The sequence below is a fragment of the Actinomyces haliotis genome, from assembly GCF_015355765.1.
In the GTDB taxonomy this organism is placed as follows: Bacteria; Actinomycetota; Actinomycetes; order Actinomycetales; family Actinomycetaceae; genus Actinomyces; species Actinomyces haliotis.
Map to the genome: position 1 here is coordinate 1 of NZ_JACWNA010000002.1, position 18,781 is coordinate 18,781.

Genomic DNA, 18,781 nt, shown 5'->3' on the forward strand with positions numbered 1-18,781 from the left:
GCCTGTACACCCAGGTCCACCCCGCCCTGGAGAAGATCCTGGGGCCGTGGCTCGAGCACGACGCCGTCCTGGAGGTCATCGCCTCCTGGCCCACCCCCGCCGCACTGCGCAAGGCCGGGCGGGCCCGGATCGACGCCAAGCTCAAGGCGCACGGCGCAAGGCGCCACGCCACCTGGGCTGGCGCCATCATCGACGCCCTGACGGCCCAGTCCGTGGTGGTGGCAGGCACCGACGCCGCCGGGGTGGTCCTGCCTCACCTGGCTCGCCAGCTCATCTCCCTGCACGCCCAGAGGGCCGACGTCGCCGCCCAGGTCGAGGCGCTGGTGGAGGCCCACCCTCTTTACCAGGTCCTGACCTCCATGCCCGGCATCGGGGTCAGGACCGCCGCAGTGTTCATCGCCGAGACCCTCGGGCGCTCCTTCGACTCCGGGGCGCACCTGGCCTCCTACGCCGGACTCACACCCGTGACCAGACGCTCGGGCTCCTCGATCCGAGGTGAGTACGTCTCGCACGCCGGCAACAAGAGACTCAAGCGGGCGATGTTCCTCTCGGCCTTCGCCTCACTGCGCTCCGACCCCGTATCCCGGGCCTATTACGACCGCAAGATCGCCCAGGGCAAGCGCCACAACCAAGCCGTCATCGCCCTGGCCCACCGCCGCATCCTCACCCTGCACGCCATGATCCGAGACGGCGCCCTCTACGACCCCCAACCAACCCACCAGCTACCCGCTGCCGCTTGACCAACAACATAGGGGCACCCCCCCCGCTTCCCGTCCCGGCTCCTCGGGCGGCGCTGACGTGCCGGGTCGCGATGAGCGGCTGCGGGTCGTGGTCGTCGGCGGGGTCGCCGCCGGAATGAGCGCCGCCACGCGGCTGAGGCGGCTGGATGAGAACGCCGTCATCACCGTCGTCGAGCGGGGCGATCACGTCTCCTTCGCGAGCTGCGGCCTGCCGCACTGCGTCGGCGTCGTCATCTCCGAGCGCGAGGACCTGCTCCTCCAGACGCCGGAGTCTCTCCGCGCGCGCTTCAACCTGGACGTGCGCGTACGGACCGAGGCGGTGGCGATCGACCGCGGCTCGCGGACGCTGCTGGTGCGGCACCTGGCCGGCCGGACCAGGAGGAGGTACTCGCCTACGACGCTCTCGTCCTCGCGCCGGGCGCACGGGCCGTCATACCGCCCGTGCCCGGGCTCGAGCGCGCGCTCACGCTGCGCGACGTCGCTGACGCCGACGCGGTTGCGGCCGCCGTCGCGCACGGTGGGACGGACGGGCGCGAAGCGAGCAGCGCTGTGGTCATCGGAGCCGGCTTCACCGGTCTCGAGGCCGCCGAGAACCTCCACAGGCGCGGCCTCACGGTCACGGTGGTCGAGCGTGCGAACCAGGTCCTGCCGCCGCTGGACCCGGAGATGGCGGCGCCCGTCGAGGCGCGACTGCGCGAGGCGGGCCTCGACGGGCGCACCGGTTCGACCGTCGAGACTGTCGAGGAGCGGCGGGTCGTGCTGTCCGACGGCAGCAGCGCGCCCGCGGACCTCGTGATCGTCGCCGCCGGTGTCCGTCCCGAGGACGCCCTGGCGCGCGACGCCGGTCTGGAGGTCGGTGAGCGCGGCGGGATCGAGGTCGACGAGCAGCAGCGCAGCTCCGACCCCGCGACCTGGGCGGCGGGTGACGCGGCCCTCAAGCGCGACCCCGTCACGGGGAGCCCCTCCCTGGTCGCCCTGGCGCAGACCGCCAACCGCTACGGGCGCGCACCTTATCGACGTGCGCACGCCGAGCGAGTTCGAACGCGGGCACATCGCGGGCGCCCTCAACGTGCCGGTCGACGAGCTGCGCTCCCGGCTGGACGAGCTCCCGGCCGGCGAGCTCGTCGTCACCTGCCAGGTGGGGCTGCGCGGTCACGTGGGCGCGCGTCTGCTCATCCAGGTCGGTCGGAGCGTGCGCAACCTCGACGGAGGCTACGCCACGTGGAGCGCGGTCAACGGTGCGGGCGAGCGGGGCGGCGCGGACGACGGCGAGAGCCGTGGCACGCGGGCCGAGGCGGGCGCGCCGGACGTGGCAGAGTGACCACCATGGCAGTCCAGCTCGACCCCTCCGACCTCAAGCCGACGATCGCCCGGCTCAAGCGCGCTCGTGGCCAGCTCGACGGAGTGATCCGGATGCTCGAGGAGGGACGCGACTGCGAGGAGGTCGTCACCCAGGTGGCCGCGGTCTCCAAGGCGATCGACCGGGCCGGCTTCGCCGTCATCGCGACAGGCATGCGGACGTGCCTCGCGCAGGACTCCGACGGCTCGGCTGTGGACTCGGCGCGACTGGAGCGCATGTTCCTCTCGCTCAGCTGAGTCGGCTCTGCTCGCGGGACCACCCGCGGCGCGCGCCCGGGCGGCTCGGGACGCGACGCGGCCCCGGCGCCCCGTCGGGAGGGGGTGCCGGGGCCGCGTCGGGGAACCGGGGTCGGCCGGTTCCCCGTGCGGGCGGTGCGGTCAGGACGTCACTTGACGTCCTCGTCGGCCCAGTCGAAGGTGCGGGTGACGGCCTTCTTCCAGAGGCGGTAGGTGCGGTCGCGCTCGGCCTCGTCCATGGACGGCGTCCACCGCTTGCCCTCCTGCCAGTTGGCGACCACCTCCTCGGTGCCGGACCAGAAGCCCACCGCGATGCCGGCGGCGTAGGCGGCGCCCAGGGCCGTCGTCTCGGCGACGACCGGCTGGATGACGTCGACGCCGGAGACGTCGGCCTGGAACTGCATGAGGAGGTCGTCGTGGGTCATGCCGCCGTCGACCTTGAGCTCCTTGAGCGGGACGCCGGAGTCGGCGTTCATGGCGTCGAGGACCTCGGCGGACTGGAAGGCGGTGGACTCCTCGACGGCCCGGGCGATGTGGCCCTTGGTGACGTAGCGCGTCAGGCCCACGATGGCGCCGCGCGCGTCGTCCTTCCAGTACGGCGCGAAGAGGCCGGAGAAGGCGGGGACGAAGTAGACGCCGCCGTTGTCCTCCACGCTCGAGGCGAGCTCGCCGATCTCGGAGGACCTGGTGATCATGCCGAGGTTGTCGCGCAGCCACTGGACGAGGGAGCCGGCCACGGCGACCGATCCCTCGAGGGCGTAGACGGGCTTGGCGTCGCCGAGCTGGTAGAGCACGGTCGTGAGCAGGCCGTTCTCCGAGAAGACGGGCTCCTCGCCGGTGTTCATGAGGGTGAAGCATCCGGTGCCGTAGGTGTTCTTCGCCGTGCCCTTCTCGAAGCAGGCCTGGCCGAAGGTCGCGGCCTGCTGGTCGCCGAGGATGCCGGAGATGGGAGTGTCGACGAGCAGGCCGTTCTTGCGGCCGTAGCCGTAGACCTCGGAGGAGGACCTGATCTCGGGGAGCATCGACGTCGGGATGCCGAAGTCCTCGCAGATGTCCTCGCGCCACTCGAGGGTGCGCACGTCCATGAGGAGGGTCCGGGAGGCGTTGGTGACGTCGGTGGCGTGGACGCCTCCCTTGACCCCGCCGGTGATGTTCCACAGGACCCAGGTGTCCGGGGTGCCGAAGAGGAGGTCCCCGGCCTCGGCCTTCTCGCGGGCGCCCTCGACGTTGTCGAGGATCCACTTGATGCGGGGGGCCGAGGGGTAGGTCGAGAGGTTCTCGCCCGTGATCTGGCGGTAGCGCTCGGTGCCGAGCTCATCACCCGCGGCGATCTCGCGCACGATGGCGGAGGTGCGCGTGTCCTGCCACACGATGGCGTTGTAGACCGGCTCGCCGGTGTTCTTGTCCCACACGATGGTGGTCTCGCGCTGGTTGGTGATGCCGACGGCCGCGATCTGGTGGCGGTTGATCTCGGCCTCCTGGAGGGCATCGGCGACGACGGCCCGCACGGACCTCCAGATCTCCAGGGGGTCGTGCTCGACCCATCCCGGGTTGGGGAAGATCTGGCGGAACTCCTTCTGGCCCACCGAGACGATCTGCCCGGAGTGGTCGAAGATGATGGCGCGCGACGAGGTGGTGCCCTGGTCGATGGCGAGGACGTACTTCTTCTCGCGGGTCTCAGACATGGTGGGTCCTTTCACGACTCTGTGTGGAGGTCTGGTGGTGGAGTGCTGTCGAGGTGGTGCCGGAGGGTGCCGCCGTCGGCGCCCGGCCTGGGCGGGAGGGGCGCCGACGGCGTCCGGCGGGGCCGGTCAGAACAGGCCGGCGAGGTTCGGGACGATGAGGCCGGCGAGGGCGCCGCCGGCGAGGGGGCCGACGATCGGGACCCAGGAGTAGGCCCAGTCCGCGGCTCCCTTGCCCTTGATGGGGAGGACGGCGTAGGCGATGCGCGGGCCGAGGTCACGGGCGGGGTTGATGGCGTAGCCGGTGGGGCCGCCCAGCGAGAGGCCGATGGCGACGATGACGAGGGCGACGGCGAGCGGGCCGAGCTGGGAGGGGGTCTTGCCGGACTCGATGATCCAGGCGACCAGGGCGAAGGTGCCCAGGACCTCGGTGACGACGTTCCAGCCGTAGGAGCGGATGCCGGGGCCGGTGGAGAAGCAGCCGAGCTTGTCGCCGTCGGGGGCCGGCTCGTCGAAGTGCTTCTTGTAGGCGAGCCAGGCGCCGACGGCGCCGAGGAAGGCGCCAACCATCTGCGCGAACAGGTAGACGACGATGTTGCCGGCGGTGGCCGGGACGTTCGGGGCGAGGTCGCGGCCCGCGGCGGCCAGGCCGAGGGTGACCGCGGGGTTGAGGTGGGCGCCGGTCGCGTAGGAGGCCCACACGCCCATGTAGACGGCGAAGCCCCACCCGAGGGCGATGGCGACCCAGCCGGCGCCCTTCGCCTTCGACTTGGGGAGCGTGCACGCGGCGCACACGCCCGCTCCGAAGAGGATGAGGATGAATGTGCCGAAGCACTCGGACATGAAGATCTGCCCGGTTGTGGGTGTCATGGTGAATCGCTCTCTGCACGTCATCGTGCGGTCTTGCCGGGGTGCGCTCGGGCGTCCCACGAGTGAAGCGTGATCAAAACGTGGCCCAGGACACGTCCTGGCCGCTGAGGAGCGAGGATACCGATGGGAATACGTGCATGCATCGACCGGCGCGCGATCTGGGAGGAGGTGCGCTGCGTCACCCCCACGATTGCACGGTCGTGCATAGGGCGTGCACATCGGCCCGAGCCCGTGTAGCAATGGTGAGTCGCCGCCCCGCGCGCCCCGCCCCGGGCGCACCGGCGACCGGCACCAGCAGCGGACGAGGAGGTCCCAGTGTCAGCCGATCAGCACGCGCCCCGCGGCGCCACCGCCCCCAGCGCCCCGCGCGGACGCACCATGAGCGCCGACCTCGTCGTCGTCGGAGGCGGCGCCACCGGCGTCGGCGTCGCCCGCGACGCCGCCATGCGCGGCCTGTCCGTCGTGCTCCTCGAGCGCGCGGACCTCGCCCAGGGGACCTCGGGCCGCTTCCACGGCCTGCTCCACTCCGGCGGCCGCTACGTCGTCTCCGACCCCCGGTCGGCCACCGAGTGCGCCGAGGAGAACGAGGTCCTCTCCCGGATCCACTCCGACGCCGTCGAGCGCGTCGGCGGCCTCTTCGTCGTCACCCCCGAGGACGACCTCGACTTCTCCGACCGCTTCCTCGCCGGCGCCCAGGCGACCGGCGTCCCCGCCGAGGAGATCAGCCTCTCCGAGGCCCTCCGCGTGGAGCCCATGCTCAACCCCGGCATCAAGCGCGCCTTCGCCGTCCACGACGGCGCCGTCGACGGCTGGCGCATGGTCTGGGGCGCCGCCCGCTCCGCACAGGCCCACGGTGCGACGATCCTCACCTACCACGAGGTCACCGACGTCGTCGTCGAGGGCGAGGGGGACGACCGCCGCGTCGCCGCCGTGCGCGTCCACGGCCTCAAGACCGGTGAGGACCTCACCGTGACCTGCGGGTTCCTCGTCAACGCCGCCGGTCCCTGGGGCGGCCGCCTCGCCGCCATGGCCGACGCCGACAGCGTCGAGATCGCCGCCGGTCGCGGCGTCATGATCGCCATGAACCACCGGATCGTGAACCACGTCGTCAACCGCTGCATCCACCCCTCCGACGGCGACATCATCGTCCCCGACCACACCGTCTCCATCATCGGCACCACCGACCACCGCGCCGAGGACCCCGACCACCTCGCCATCCCGCGCGAGGAGGTTGCCCAGATGCTCGACGCCGGTGAGGTCCTCGTCCCCGGCTTCCGTCAGGCCCGCGCCCTCCACGCCTGGGCCGGCGCCCGCCCCCTCGTCCTCGACAAGCGAGTCTCCGGCGACGACACCCGCCACATGAGCCGCGGCATGACGATCATCCGCCACCGCGAGGCCGACGGCATCGCCGGCATGGTCACCGTCGCCGGCGGCAAGCTCACCACCTACCGCCTCATGGCCCAGTACGCCGTCGACGCCGTCTGCGAGGAGATGGGCCTCGATCGCGAGTGCACCACCGCCGGCGAGCTCGTCCCGGGCGCCGACGGGACGCGCAACCACCACGTCACGCACCGCCTCGCCGAGCGCGAGGCCAACCGCCTCACCGACCCCGTCGTCTGCGAGTGCGAGGCCACCTCCCGCTCCGCCCTCGAGGCCCTCCTCGCCGAGCAGCCCGACGCCTCCTTCGACGACCTGCGCCGCCAGCTCCGCCTCGCCATGGGGCCCTGCCAGGGCGGTTTCTGCGCCCCGCGCGTTGCCGGCCTCGCCACCACCTGCGCCCACCGCAGCGCCGCCGACGCCACCGAGGGACTGCGCACCTTCCTGCGCCACCGCTGGATCGGGTTGTGGACCATCCTCCACGGCGAGCAGGTCCGCGAGACCGCCCTCGACTTCTGGATGCTCCAGGGGACCCTCGACATCGAGGACATCCCCTCCGAGACCCCGCCACCCTCCGTCGCCACCGCCCTCACCGACGCCGAGGACGGCGTCCAGGAACCCACCGAGCTCGCCGCCGCGCTCGCTGCCCTCGCCCCGGCCCCCGCGCTCGACCCCGCCCTCGCGACGGCCCAGCCCGCCACCCGTCAGGAGGCCCTCGCATGAGCAGCGACGTCGTCGTCATCGGAGCCGGCATCGCCGGATGGACCACCGCCCTCGGCCTGCGCCGCGCCGGCGCCACCGTCACCCTCGTCACCAAGGGCGTCGGCGGGCTGCCGCTGTCCAACGGCACCCTCGACGTCCTCGGCCACCTCGGGGGAGCGGCCGGCCCGGCCGGCCCCGGCGCCGGAGCCGGCCTCGAGGAGCGCTCCCGCCGCCGCGCCGTCACCCACCCCTACGCCGCCATCGCGGACACGGAGCTCCTCCCCGAGGGGCACCCCTACCGGGTCCTCGGCCCAGAGCGCGTGCGACGCGGCGTCGACGACCTCATCGACCTCGTCGGCGAGAACCTGCTCGTCCGGCCCGAGGCCACCGCCGACCCCGCGGACCCCGCCAACCTGTGGCTGCCGACCGCCGTCGGCGCCGTGCGCCCCACCGCGGTCATCCAGCCCTCCATGCGGGCCTCCGTCCTCCGCGACGGCGGCCGGTACCTCGTCGTCGGCCTCGCCCGGCTCAAGGACCTCGCGCCCGAGCTCGTCGCCGGCAACCTCTCCCGCACCGACCTGCCCGGAGGTGGCCGCGTCGAGGCCCGCGCCGTCACCGTCGACCTCGAGGTCCGCCCCGGCGACCACGACACGAGCGCCCTCGAGCACGCCCGCGCCCTCGACGACCCCGCCGTCGCCGACCGCCTCGCCGCGGCGATCGCCCCGCACCTGCGCGACGGCGAGACCGTCCTCCTCCCCGCCGTCCTGGGCCTCGCGGACCCCGCCGTCGCCGAGCGCCTCGCCGAGCGCCTCGGCGCCCCCGTCGGCGAGATCCCCCTCGCCCCGCCCAGCGTTCCCGGGCTCCGGCTCGAGAACCGGCTGTCCCGGCTCGCCATGGAGGAGCGCGTCCGCGTCGTCCAGGGCGGGCGCGTCATCGACCACGAGCGCGTCGGCGACCGCCTCGTCTCCGTCTCCTCCGCCTCCGCCGGGCACCCCACCCGCCACCGCGGCGGCGCCTTCGTCCTCGCCGCCGGCGGCTTCGAGTCCGGCGCCCTCACCATGACCTCCCACGGCGAGGTCACCGACACCGTCCTCGGCCTGCCGCTCGCCGGCGTGAGCGCCGACGGCGCCGAGAACCTCCGACGCCTCATCCACTCCGACTACTGGGGCTCCCCGCAGGGCCTCTTCCGCACCGGCGTCGCCGTCGACGACGCCATGCACCCACTGGGCCCCGACGGCACCCCCGTCCTCACCAACGTCCACGCCGTCGGTGGCGTCCTCGCCGGCGCCGTCCGCTGGTCCGAGAAGTCCGGCGAGGGCATCGCCCTCGGCTCCGCACGGGCCGCCCTCGACGCCCTCACCGGCCGCGCGGCCGCGTCCACCGCCCACCCCGAGCCCTCCACGGCCGCCGCCGGCCAGACGAAGGAGAAGAACTGATGCTCGACCTCGACGCCCTCGCCACCCGCTGGGACCTGCCCCTTCCCGGCACCACCGGAGGGAAGAAGGTCGCCGACGGCACCCTCGCCGTCGAGACCCCCGCCCACGCGCTCGCCCGCACGAGTCTCGACTGCTGCATCAAGTGCACCATCTGCGAGACCCAGTGCCCCGTCGCCGCGGTCACCGACCTCTTCCCCGGCCCCAAGTTCGTCGGCCCCCAGGCCGAGCGCTTCCGCCACGGCCAGAGCGTCGACCACTCCATCGACTACTGCTCCAGCTGCGGCACCTGCACCCGCGTGTGCCCGCAGGGCGTCAAGATCGCCGAGCTCAACAACCAGGCCCGCGCCGTCATGCGCGCCCAGAACAAGTCGATCCCCGTCCGCGACCGCCTCATCACCCAGACCACCCTCATGGGCCAGGTCATGACCCCGGTCGCGCCGGTCGCCAACGCGGCCCTCGGCCTCAAGCCCGTCCGCGTCGCCATGGAGAAGGTCGTCGGCGTCCACCGCGACGCCCCCATGCCGACCGCCCAGCCCCAGTCCCTCCAGGGCTGGCTCAAGCACCGCCGGCCCCGCAAGGACACCCTCGTCCCCGCCGGCTCGCGCGGCCCCGTCGTCTTCTTCCACGGCTGCGCCGGCGGCTACTTCGAGGTCGAGACCTCCAAGCGAGCCATCGAGCTGCTCGAGCACATCGGCTACGAGGTCCTCGTCCCCAAGCAGGGCTGCTGCGGGCTCGCCTCCCAGTCCAACGGCCTCTACGGCCAGGCCACCCACGACGTCCTGCGCCTGTGCGAGCAGCTGCGCGGCGCCGGCACCGACCTGCCGATCATCTCCTCCTCCGGCTCCTGCGCCGGCATGCTCAAGCACGAGGCCCACGAGATCATGGGCGTCGACGCCGAGGAGCTGCGCGACGTCGGCACCCGCACCTACGAGCTCTCCGAGTTCCTCCGCGACCTCGAGGACTCCGGCGAGCTGCCCCACCGGTTCCGCCGGATCGACGCCACCGTCTCCTACCACGCGCCCTGCCAGCTCAAGGGCCAGAACATGGGCCTGCCCGCCATCGAGATGATGGAGCTCGTCCCCGGCTTCCACGTCGTCGAGTCCGGACGCGCCTGCTGCGGCATCGCCGGCACCTACGGCCTCAAGAAGGAGAAGTACGACATCGCCCAGAAGGTCGGGCAGCCGCTCTTCGAGCTCGTCGCCGACGTCAACCCCGAGCTCGCCGTCTGCGACACCGAGACCTGCCGCTGGCAGATCCAGAAGGGCTCCGGAGTGAGGACCGTCCACCCCGTGTGGGTCCTCCACGCCGCCTACGGTCTCTCGAGGTTGCCCGGTATCGAGGTCGACGACCCCGACGGGCGCATGACCACTCCGGTCTGGCGCGAGCGCCCGGTCGAGGGGAGCGGGTCCGACGGGGCGCAGGACGCTCCGGCCGCGTCCGGCGGCTGCTCGGGCTCCTGCGCCTGCGGAGGCCACTAGAAGACGTCCGGTGCCGGGCGCGAGTCCGCGTCCCGGCGCTGGTACCACGGGAGGAGGGGCGGGTCCGGTTCCCGGGGAGGGCCGGGCCCGCCTCCCCGCGTGCGCGCGCTCTCCGAGCGTCCCTGGGCGCCGGAGCGTCATGACCCCGTGCACGGGCCTGGGCGCCGGAGCGTTATGGCCCCGTGCACGTGGAGGCGCCCGCGCCCCGGGCCCTCAGCCCGGAGCGCGGGCGCTCCCTGTCCTCGTCGTCGCGGGCGGCTCAGACCGCCTGGTCGACGTGGGCGACCGCAGCGGCGTCGTCGTGCTCAGCCTCGGCCGCCGCGATCTGGGCCACGCGCTCCGCGTACCGCTCCCGCTCGCGGGCCACGTCCTCCTCGGACCAGCCCAGGAGCGGCGCCATGACCGCGAGGATCTCGTCCGCGACGGACAGGCCGCGGTCGCGGCGCTCGAGGTCGAGGCGCACCCGCCGCAGCAGGACGTCGTCGAGGTGGGCAGCGCCCTCGTGCGTGACGGCCCAGGCCACCTCGGCGCGCAGGAAGTCCGGGGCGCCCGTCAGCGCCTCGGTCCAGCGCGGCTCGGCCGAGTCCTCGGGAAGCGCCGCGTCGTGCTGGTCCGCGGCCGCGAGGAGGTCCACGGTCTCCGAGCCGTAGCGGTCCAGCAGGTGCGTCACGCGGGCCAGGGTCCACCCGCGCTCGCGGGCGACGTCGCCGGCGCGCTCCGCGAGCTCGGCGTAGCCGGTCGCTCCGACCAGCGGCAGGTTCTCCGTGCGCGTCCGGTGCGCCTTCGCCAGGCCCTCGCCGAGGGCGTGGTCGACGGCGTCCTGCGCCATGACGCGGTAGGTCGTGAGCTTGCCGCCCGCGATGGCCGTGAGGCCCGGGGCCACGCGGGTGACGGTGTGCTCGCGGGAGACCTTCGTGCTCGCCGCCTCGGCGCCCGGCTTGAGCTGGGGCTGGAGGAGGGGGCGCAGGCCCGCGTAGACGCCGATGACGTCGTCCCGCGTGATCGGGCGGGTGAGGACGGAGTTGGCGTGCTCGAGGATGTAGTCGATGTCCTCGCTCGTCGCCACGGGCTTGGACACGTCCTCGGTCCAGGCGGTGTCCGTCGTCCCGATGACCCAGTAGCGCGGCCACGGGATGATGAAGAGGACGGACTTCTCCGTGCGCAGGAAGATGCCGGTCTCGGCGTCGATGGCCTCCTTGGGCACGACGACGTGGACGCCCTTGGAGGCGAGGACCTTGAGGCCGCCGTCGCGGGTGGCGAGGTCCTGCGTCTGCTCGGTCCAGACGCCGGTGGCGTTGATGGTGCGGGCCGCGTGCACGTCGTGGCTCTCGCCGGTCTCCAGGTCCGTGACCCGGGCGCCGACCACCGTGCCGGCCGCGTCCTTGAGGTACTCCGTGACCTTGGTGCGGCTCGCGGCGAGCGCCCCGAGCCCGACGGCGGTGCGCACGAGGTCGATGACGAGGCGCGCGTCGTCGACGCGGGCGTCGTAGAAGCGGATCGAGCCGGCCAGGTTCGAGGAGTCCAGCGCCGGGGCGAGGGCGCGGGTGCCCTTGCGTCCCAGGTGCTTCTGGAGGGGGACGGTGCGCTGACCGTGGGCGCCCGCGACGGCGAGGGCGTCGTACATGCCGACGCCGACCGCCGAGTAGCCGCGCTCGTACTGGTGCTTGAGGGGCCAGAGGAAGGGCTGGGCCTTGACCAGGTGCGGGGCGTTGGTGGTGAGGAGGCGGCCGCGCTCGGTGAGGGCCTCGTGCACGAGGGAGAAGTCGAGCTGGTAGAGGTAGCGCAGGCCGCCGTGGACGAGCTTGGAGGACCAGGACGAGGTGCCCGAGGCCCAGTCGCCCATCTCGACGATCGCGGTGCGCAGCCCGCGGCTCGCGGCGTCGAGCGCGATGCCGGCGCCGGTGACGCCTCCGCCGACGACGAGGAGGTCGAGGCCCTCCGAGGAGGACATCTCCTCCAGGGCGCGGGCGCGCTGCTCACGAGTGAGGGCGGCGTCGGCGGCGTCAAGCGGCCCCTTCGTGCTGGAGGTGCCGGGCTCGTGCTGGGTGCTGGCGTGGTGCGTGCGCATGGCTGCTCCTGTTCTTCCGCGCGTCGCGGAGGGCGGACTGACACGAGGCTCTCGGACCATGAGAGAATGGTCAATATCCGCGCACGGATGTTCACGCAACGACGCGTCTCCTGGAAGGATGCCCATGACTGATCTCCACCCGGTCCACCAACCGGCTGTCCAACTGGCCTACGGCCAGGTCCCCGCCGACCTCCACCGGGCCTACGAGGCCGCCTCCATGTACTACGCGCAGGGCGAGACGATGGACGTCATCGCCCGGCACCTCGGCGTCTCGCGCTCCACCGTCTCCCGCCTCCTGTCCCGCGCCCGCGACGAGGGTATCGTCCGCATCGAGCTCGTCCAGCCCGGCGGCGCAGGAAGCGTCGAGGAGCGCCTCGCCCAGGAGATCGGCGTGCGCGCCCAGATCGTCCCCGTGCGCGAGGGCACCACCGAGATCCACCGCCTCCAGCAGGTCGCCGCCGTCGCCGCCACCCGGCTCGTCGAGATGATCGACGAGATGAGCCGCGAGCGCTCCGCCAGGGCGACCGCCCGGGCCCGCGCCGCCGCGGCCGCCGGCGCCGAGCCCCTGGACGACCCGGGCGCGGGGGAGCTCGTCGTCGGCACCGCCTGGGGCACCACCATGAGCGAGGTGAGCGCCGCGCTGCCGACCCGGCGCGTCCCTGGCCTCACCGTCGTCCAGCTCAACGGTGCCTCCGACCCCCTGCGCGACGGTCCGAGCGCCGGCGAGGTCCTCGGCCGCATGGGCCAGTCCCTCGGGGCGCGCACCATCGGCTTCCCCGTCCCGGCCTTCTTCGACCAGGTCACGACCCGTGAGGCGATGTGGTCCGAGCGCTCCATCAAGCGCGTGCTGTCCGTGGCGTCGCGCGCCCGGCTCGCCGTCTTCGGCGTCGGCTCCCTCACCGCCGAGCTCCCGAGCCAGGTCTACGCCGGGGGGCACCTCTCCGACGCCGACATGCGGGTGCTCGAGAAGGAGGGGGTCGTCGGTGACGTCTGCACCGTCATGCTGCGCGCCGATGGCACCTGGGGCGGTATCGACGTCAACGCCCGCGCCACCGGTCCCACCCCCGCCCAGCTCGCCCGGATCCCTCGGCGGCTGTGCGTCGTCGCAGGCACCGGCAAGGCGAGGGCTACGCTGGCAGCCCTGCGGGCCCACGCGGCCACGGACCTCGTCATCGACGAGGCCACCGCGCGGGCGGTCCTGGCCCTCGCCGAGCGCTGAGGCCACGCAGCCGTACCCGACCGAGGAGGAGCCCGACGTGAGCGCAGCCGACGCAGCCGGCACCGGAGTCGCTGCGCCCCCGGCGCACCGCGCGCAGACGCCCGGCGCCCGACGCACCGTCCTGCGCCAGGCCCGCCCCGCCGACGTCCGCGCCGTCGCCGAGCTCGTGCGCCCCTACGCCGAGCGGCGCATCCTCGTGGCCAAGGACCTCATCAACTACTTCGAGGACGTCCAGGAGTTCACCGTGGCCGAGGGGACGGGGACCACTCCGGACGGCGTCCCCGAGTCCGGCATCATCGGCTGCGGAGCCCTCCACGTCATGTGGGACGACATCGCCGAGGTCCGCACCCTCGCCGTGCGACCCGACCACCTCCACACCGGGGTCGGCTCCGCGATCCTCGACGACCTCCTCACCCGCGCCCGCGCCCTCGACCTGCGCCGGGTCTTCTGCCTCACCTTCGAGGTCGACTTCTTCACCCGGCACGGCTTCCACCCCATCGAGGGAACGCCCGTCGGCGTCGACGCCTTCACCGAGATGGTCCGGTCCCACGACGACGGCGTCGCCGAGTTCCTCGACCTGGCGCGGGCCAAGCCCAACACCCTGGGCAACACCCGCATGCTCCTCGAGCTGTGAGTGCGCAGGAGGAGAGCGGCGACGGCGCCATGGCGGTGGCGCACCCCTCCGCCGCCGCGGCGGTCATCACCTGGTACCGCGCCCACGCACGCGACCTGCCCTGGCGCGAGCCGGGCACCAGCGCCTATGGCGTCCTCGTCTCCGAGGTCATGAGCCAGCAGACGCCCGTCGCCCGCGTCGCCCCCGCCTGGCAGGAGTGGATGCGCCGGTGGCCCACGCCCGCCGACCTCGCCGACGCGCCGACGGCGGAGGTCCTGCGCGTGTGGGGGCGGCTGGGCTACCCGCGGCGCGCCCTGCGCCTCATCGAGGCCGCCCGCGCCGTCGTCGAGCGCCACGACGGCGAGCTGCCCGAGGACCTCGACGCCCTCCTCGCCCTGCCCGGCGTGGGGGAGTACACCGCCGGCGCCGTCCTCGCCTTCGCGCACGGCCGGCGCGCCCTCGTCCTGGACACCAACGTCCGACGTGTCCTCGCGCGCGCCGTCGGCGGAGAGGCCCTGCCGGCCCCCAGCCTCACCCGCGCCGAGCGCGAGCGGGCCCGGGCCCTCCTTCCGGCCGGCGACGCCGAGGCCGCCGAGTGGTCCGTCGCCGTCATGGAGCTCGGTGCCCTCGTGTGCACGGCCCGCGACCCGCGCTGCGAGGAGTGCCCCTGGCACCGCCAGTGCGCCTGGGTGGGAGCCGGTCGGCCCGCCGACGAGCACGCCTCGCGACGCCGCACCCAGGCCTGGCACGGCACCGACCGGCAGGCCCGCGGCCTCGTCATGGCCCAGCTGCGCGCCGCCGGTGACGGCGAGAGCCTGCCTCGCGAGGCCCTCCTCGCCGCCGCCTCCCTCGCGGGCGCTCACCGCGGCGCGGCCGCCGACCCCGACCAGCCCGCCCGCGCGCTGGTCGGCCTCCTCGCGGACGGCCTCATCGCCACGGACGACGAGGGCGCGACGTACCGCCTGCCCTGATCATGGTCTCGGTCGCTGCCGTGACAGGCGCCCTGGCCGCGCACGCGAGGGGCTTGCGTCGCCGGTGACGCGCACGACCCCCGACCGGCGACGAGGACGGCGCTGCGCTGGCGTGGGGCGCCCGACCCCGCCGGTAGAGTCCCGACCATGGCGCAGGGACGTGACGGTGGCAGCGGTCGGGGCAGTGACCGGGAGCGCGGACGAGGCGCTCGCGGGCGCCAGTCGGCGCCCGGCGGGTCCCGTACCGGGCGCTCGTCCGCGGCACGCGGGACGGGGGCCTCGTCATCGGGCCGCACCAGGCGCACGACCGGCCGGGACGCCACGAGCAGCCGCGGCTCCGCCCCGCGCTCGAACCGACGCGCTCGCGGGTCCTCGAGCGCCCGACCGCGCGGCAGCGCCCCCCGCAGCGCTCGCGGAGGACGCGGCACGACGGGGTCGCGCCCGAACTACGGCCTGCGCCGCCTCGGCTTCGGGCTCCTCGCCCTCCTCGTGCTCGTCGGCGTCGTCGCCGGCGTCCTCCTCGGGGCTCTCAAGGTGCGCGACGTCGTCCGCAGTCAGAACGAGGCCCAGGCGGCCAGCGAGGTCAAGACCGTCTACGCGGAGCCGACCACCTGCGCCGGCGGTGAGCTCGAGACGAGCCTCAGCGCCCCCGCGAGCGTCTCGTCCGGCCAGCAGGTCGTCATCAAGGCGACCATCAAGAACAACGGGACCCAGCCCTGCATCGTCGACGGCGGCTCGACGGCACTCACCGCCGTCATCACCTCCGGTGACACCCAGGTCTGGACCTCGACGCAGTGCACCGTCGGTCCGACGAGCCGACCGCTGCTCATCGACGCCGGAGCCACGAGCGAGACGACGCTGACCTGGGACGGTCGCGTCAACCGCACCGTCTGCCCCACCGTGAGCCCCACTCCCACCGACGCCGTCGGGTCGGTGCCCTCGGCCACCGCCGAGGCGACCGAGCCGTCCGATGGTCAGAGCAGCGGTCAGACCGCGGAGCCCAGCGCCGAGCCGACGACGGAGCAGGCCTCCGCGGAGCCGAGCGCCGGCGCCGACGCCTCCGCGAGCGCCACCGCCACCGAGGACCCGGGGTCCGGCGAGGCGGCCGGGACCGGCACCTACCAGGTGCACCTCGAGCTGGGCGGCCAGTCCGTCACGGACAGCTCCACCTTCACGATCGGCTGAGGCGGCACGACGGCCGCGCGTCCGCTCCTGCGCGTGCGTTGACGGCTGGGCGGAGCGTCTCGTCCGTCTCGGAGCCGTCGTCGGTCCGAGGGCGTGGTCCTCGGCGTCGCGGAGTCCTCGCCGTCAGCGAGGCCGGCTCGCGTCAGCGGTAGCGGTCGGAGACGGAGACCTCGGCCAGGCGCGAGAGGCCGTCGCGCAGCGTGCGCGCGCGCCGCTGGCCGACGCCGTCGATCTCCTGGAGCTCATCGCTCGTCGCCCCGAGGACCGCCTGGAGCGAGCCGAGGTGCTCGACGACGCCCCGCGCCGTGACGAGGGGGAGGCGCGGGATCTTCGCGAGGATCCGCAGACCGCGCGGTGAGAGCGAGGCGTCGAGGTCCTGGCCGTCGGGGCCGCCGACGCCCATGGCCCGCGCCACCATGGCCAGGTCGAGGAGGGCGGGGGAGCCGACCCACTTGAGGCGGGCCTCGACGGTGCTCTTGTCGAGCCCGTCAGGCAGGTAGTCGCTCAGGAGGAAGTCGCGCTCGGCCATCTGCCCGCGGGTGAGCTCCTCCAGCTGCAGGGCGAGGAGCCGGCCGTCGGTCCCGAGCTCGATGACGTCGTCGTCGATGTCGGAGGCGATGCGACGCACCATCTCGAGGAGCTGGAGGACGGCTGTCACGTCGCGCACGGTGACGAGGTCCTCGATCTCGAGGGAGTCGAGCGCCTGGGACGTCTCGGCGAGGCGGTTCGTGTAGCGCTCGAGGGTGGCGAGCGCCTGGTTGGCGCGAGCGAGGATCGCCTCGCTGGGCTCGAGGACGTGGCGCCTGCCGTCGACGTACAGCGTCGAGATCTGCATTGACTGGCTCACCGAGATGACGGGGTAGCCGGTCTGGCGGGCGACGCGCTCGGCCGTGCGGTGGCGCATGCCGGCCTCGGCCGTCTCGATCGAGGAGGAGGGCATGAGCTGGACGTTGGCGCGGCGGATGCGGCCCGCGCCCGTGTCGACGATGACGGCCCCGTCCATCTTGGACAGCTCGCGCAGCCGGGAGGCGGAGAGCTCGACGTCGAGGTGGAAGCCGCCCGAGGAGATCGCCTCGACCGAGTCGTCGAAGCCGAGGACGATGATCGCGCCGGTGCGCCCGCGCAGGATGCGCTCGAGGGCGTCGCGCAGGACGGTGCCGGGGGCGACCAGGGCGAGGGTGTCGCGCAGCAGGTTGCCGGTGTTCTCGCTCAAGGTGCCTCCTGAGGGGCTCCGCCGGGACGTCGACCCGGGGAGGAGGTCGGCTGGGACGCCGTCATCGTATCCGCAGGTGTCATGACGACGCCGTGACGTGTGCCTCGCGTGGGTGGTGCTGCCGGGCCGCAGCGGCGCTCCCGGCGACGGTCAGGACCGGGGCAGGGCCGCGCCGACGGCCTCGCCGAGGTGGCTCACCGGCAGGTACTGGATGCCGGGCACCGGTCGCAGCTCCTCCGAGCCCGCGAGCGGCACGATCGCGCGGGTGAAGCCGAGCCGGGCCGCCTCCGCCAGGCGCCGCTGGACGCCGACCGTGGCGCGGACCTCGCCCGTGAGCCCGACCTCGCCGAAGGCGACGAGACCCGAGGGAGTCGGCAGGTTCTGGGCCGCGCTCACCACCGAGATCGCCACCGCCAGGTCCGTCGCGGGCTCGACCGCCCGCGCGCCGCCGACCGTGGAGACGTAGACGTCCGAGCTCGAGGTGTCCACGCGCAGTCGCGCCTGCAGGACCGCCAGCGTCATGGCGACACGCGAGTGGTCGACCCCCGACGTGGTGCGGCGCGGCGAGCCCGCGTTGGTCCCGGCGACGAGGGCCTGGACCTCGACCGGCACGGGGCGCCGCCCCTCGAGGGTGACGGTGGCGCAGGTGCCCGGAACCTCGGAGCGCGCCGAGGACAGGAAGAGCCCGCTCGGGTCCTCCAGGCCGACGATGCCGCGCTCGCCCAGGTCGAAGCAGCCGACCTCGTCCGTCGGCCCGTAGCGGTTCTTGACCGCCCGCAGGAGGCGGAGCCGCGCGTGGCGGTCGCCCTCGAACTGGCAGACGACGTCGACGAGGTGCTCGAGGACGCGCGGCCCCGCGATCCCGCCGTCCTTGGTGACGTGCCCGACGAGGAGGACGGGGATGCCGCGCTCCTTCGCGACGGAGATGAGGGCGCCGGTGACGGCGCGGACCTGGGTGACGCCGCCCGCGGAGCCCTCGACCTGCGCAGAGGCGATCGTCTGGACGGAGTCGACGACGAGCAGCGAGGGGCCGGCCGCCTCGACGTGGCCCAGCAGCGCGCCGAGCTCGGTCTCGCTCGCGAGGAGGAGGGCCGGGTCGATGGCGTCGATGCGCTCGGCCCGCAGCCGGACCTGGCTGGCGGACTCCTCTCCGGTGACGTAGAGGACGGGGCCCTCGCCGCGCGCGCGAGAGACGGCGGCGGCCTTGGCGGCGACGTCGAGGAGGAGCGTGGACTTGCCGACGCCGGGCTCCCCGGCGAGCAACACGACGGCGCCCGGCACGATCCCGCCGCCGAGGACGCGGTCCAGCTCGCCGACGCCTGTCGGCCGGGCGCGGGCCTCCTCCGCGCTCACGTCCCCGATGGGGCGCGCGGGCACGGCCGGGCGCACGGCGGCCGCCCGGGCGAGCTGGCCGCCCGAGACGACGGCTCCGCCTCCCGCGGCCTCGTGGAACTCCTCGAGGGTGCCCCACGCCTTGCACTCACGGCACTGGCCGAGCCACTTGGGACTCGTCCAGCCGCACTCCGAGCAGACGTAGGAGACGCGCGCCCTGGGGGCCTTGGCTGAGGGCATGGCGGCAGGCTACCGGCGGGGTGCGACACGAACCGCTGCGCCCCGGGCCGGCCGCCGGG

General features: G+C 73.9%; 15 protein-coding genes and 2 pseudogenes. 12 read left to right on the top strand and 5 right to left on the bottom strand.

Annotation, left to right across the window (positions count from 1 at the left end):
* The 5 genes and pseudogenes from IXW69_RS01315 to IXW69_RS01325 form a co-directional block, all read left to right on the top strand.
* The coding region (locus IXW69_RS01315) for an IS110 family RNA-guided transposase (RefSeq protein WP_194784609.1) at positions 1-740 on the top strand (740 nt) is incomplete at its 5' end.
* A 115-nt stretch (positions 741-855) separates the two neighbouring features.
* Positions 856-1,047, top strand: a pseudogene (locus tag IXW69_RS11850) (CoA-disulfide reductase); the annotation flags it as partial.
* 125 nt (positions 1,048-1,172) lie between these two features.
* Positions 1,173-1,664 (top strand): annotated as a pseudogene (locus IXW69_RS01320) (NAD(P)/FAD-dependent oxidoreductase); the annotation flags it as partial.
* Between the two features lie 94 nt (positions 1,665-1,758).
* Positions 1,759-2,061, top strand: coding sequence for a rhodanese-like domain-containing protein (locus tag IXW69_RS11440; protein ID WP_323745109.1), 303 nt, complete (start codon positions 1,759-1,761; stop codon positions 2,059-2,061).
* 5 nt (positions 2,062-2,066) lie between these two features.
* Positions 2,067-2,336 carry a metal-sensitive transcriptional regulator gene (locus IXW69_RS01325; protein ID WP_194784610.1) on the top strand — a complete coding sequence of 90 codons (270 nt, stop codon included), beginning with the start codon at positions 2,067-2,069 and terminating at the stop codon, positions 2,334-2,336.
* Between the two features lie 149 nt (positions 2,337-2,485).
* Here IXW69_RS01325 and glpK read toward each other — a convergent pair whose 3' ends face one another.
* Together glpK and IXW69_RS01335 are read right to left on the bottom strand one after the other, a co-directional pair.
* On the bottom strand, positions 2,486-4,021 hold the full coding sequence (glpK, locus tag IXW69_RS01330) for a glycerol kinase GlpK (protein WP_194784611.1): 1,536 nt from the start codon (positions 4,019-4,021) through the stop codon (positions 2,486-2,488).
* Between the two features lie 126 nt (positions 4,022-4,147).
* The gene (locus IXW69_RS01335; protein WP_194784612.1) at positions 4,148-4,888 is read right to left on the bottom strand and encodes an MIP/aquaporin family protein; all 741 of its coding nucleotides are present in this window, start codon (positions 4,886-4,888) and stop codon (positions 4,148-4,150) included.
* 378 nt (positions 4,889-5,266) lie between these two features.
* Between IXW69_RS01335 and glpA the strand changes: the two genes are divergently transcribed.
* The 3 genes from glpA to IXW69_RS01350 are packed head-to-tail and all read left to right on the top strand — an operon-like array spanning position 5,267 to position 9,881.
* Positions 5,267-6,988 carry an anaerobic glycerol-3-phosphate dehydrogenase subunit GlpA gene (gene glpA / locus IXW69_RS01340; RefSeq protein ID WP_194784786.1) on the top strand — a complete coding sequence of 574 codons (1,722 nt, stop codon included), beginning with the start codon at positions 5,267-5,269 and terminating at the stop codon, positions 6,986-6,988.
* Entirely contained in the window at positions 6,985-8,403 is a 1,419-nt protein-coding gene (gene glpB, locus IXW69_RS01345; RefSeq protein ID WP_194784613.1) for a glycerol-3-phosphate dehydrogenase subunit GlpB, read from the top strand. Before glpA ends, glpB begins: the two co-directional genes overlap by 4 nt.
* The gene (locus IXW69_RS01350) at positions 8,403-9,881 is read left to right on the top strand and encodes an anaerobic glycerol-3-phosphate dehydrogenase subunit C (RefSeq protein WP_194784614.1); all 1,479 of its coding nucleotides are present in this window, start codon (positions 8,403-8,405) and stop codon (positions 9,879-9,881) included. Before glpB ends, IXW69_RS01350 begins: the two co-directional genes overlap by 1 nt.
* 259 nt (positions 9,882-10,140) lie before the next feature.
* On the opposite strand, the gene IXW69_RS01355 is transcribed toward IXW69_RS01350, so the two are convergent.
* On the bottom strand, positions 10,141-11,832 hold the full coding sequence (locus IXW69_RS01355) for a glycerol-3-phosphate dehydrogenase/oxidase (protein ID WP_194784787.1): 1,692 nt from the start codon (positions 11,830-11,832) through the stop codon (positions 10,141-10,143).
* Positions 11,833-12,073: 241 nt separating this feature from the next.
* Here IXW69_RS01355 and IXW69_RS01360 point away from each other — a divergent pair, with 241 nt between their 5' ends.
* From IXW69_RS01360 to IXW69_RS01375, 4 genes are all read left to right on the top strand, one after another.
* Complete coding sequence (locus IXW69_RS01360; RefSeq protein WP_407646508.1) at positions 12,074-13,168, top strand: sugar-binding transcriptional regulator; 1,095 nt, start codon at positions 12,074-12,076, stop codon at positions 13,166-13,168.
* A 37-nt stretch (positions 13,169-13,205) separates the two neighbouring features.
* A complete protein-coding gene (locus IXW69_RS01365; protein ID WP_194784615.1) occupies positions 13,206-13,802 on the top strand; it encodes an amino-acid N-acetyltransferase in 597 nt (198 codons plus the stop codon).
* A gap of 29 nt (positions 13,803-13,831) precedes the next feature.
* A complete protein-coding gene (locus IXW69_RS01370) occupies positions 13,832-14,752 on the top strand; it encodes an A/G-specific adenine glycosylase (protein WP_194784789.1) in 921 nt (306 codons plus the stop codon).
* Between the two features lie 147 nt (positions 14,753-14,899).
* The gene (locus IXW69_RS01375; RefSeq protein ID WP_194784616.1) at positions 14,900-15,937 is read left to right on the top strand and encodes a hypothetical protein; all 1,038 of its coding nucleotides are present in this window, start codon (positions 14,900-14,902) and stop codon (positions 15,935-15,937) included.
* A gap of 142 nt (positions 15,938-16,079) precedes the next feature.
* Here IXW69_RS01375 and disA read toward each other — a convergent pair whose 3' ends face one another.
* Complete coding sequence (disA, locus tag IXW69_RS01380) at positions 16,080-17,150, bottom strand: DNA integrity scanning diadenylate cyclase DisA (protein ID WP_194784617.1); 1,071 nt, start codon at positions 17,148-17,150, stop codon at positions 16,080-16,082.
* A gap of 150 nt (positions 17,151-17,300) precedes the next feature.
* Positions 17,301-18,722, bottom strand: a complete 1,422-nt coding sequence (gene radA, locus IXW69_RS01385; protein WP_194784618.1) for a DNA repair protein RadA — start codon at positions 18,720-18,722, stop codon at positions 17,301-17,303.
* Positions 18,723-18,781: the final 59 nt, after the last annotated feature.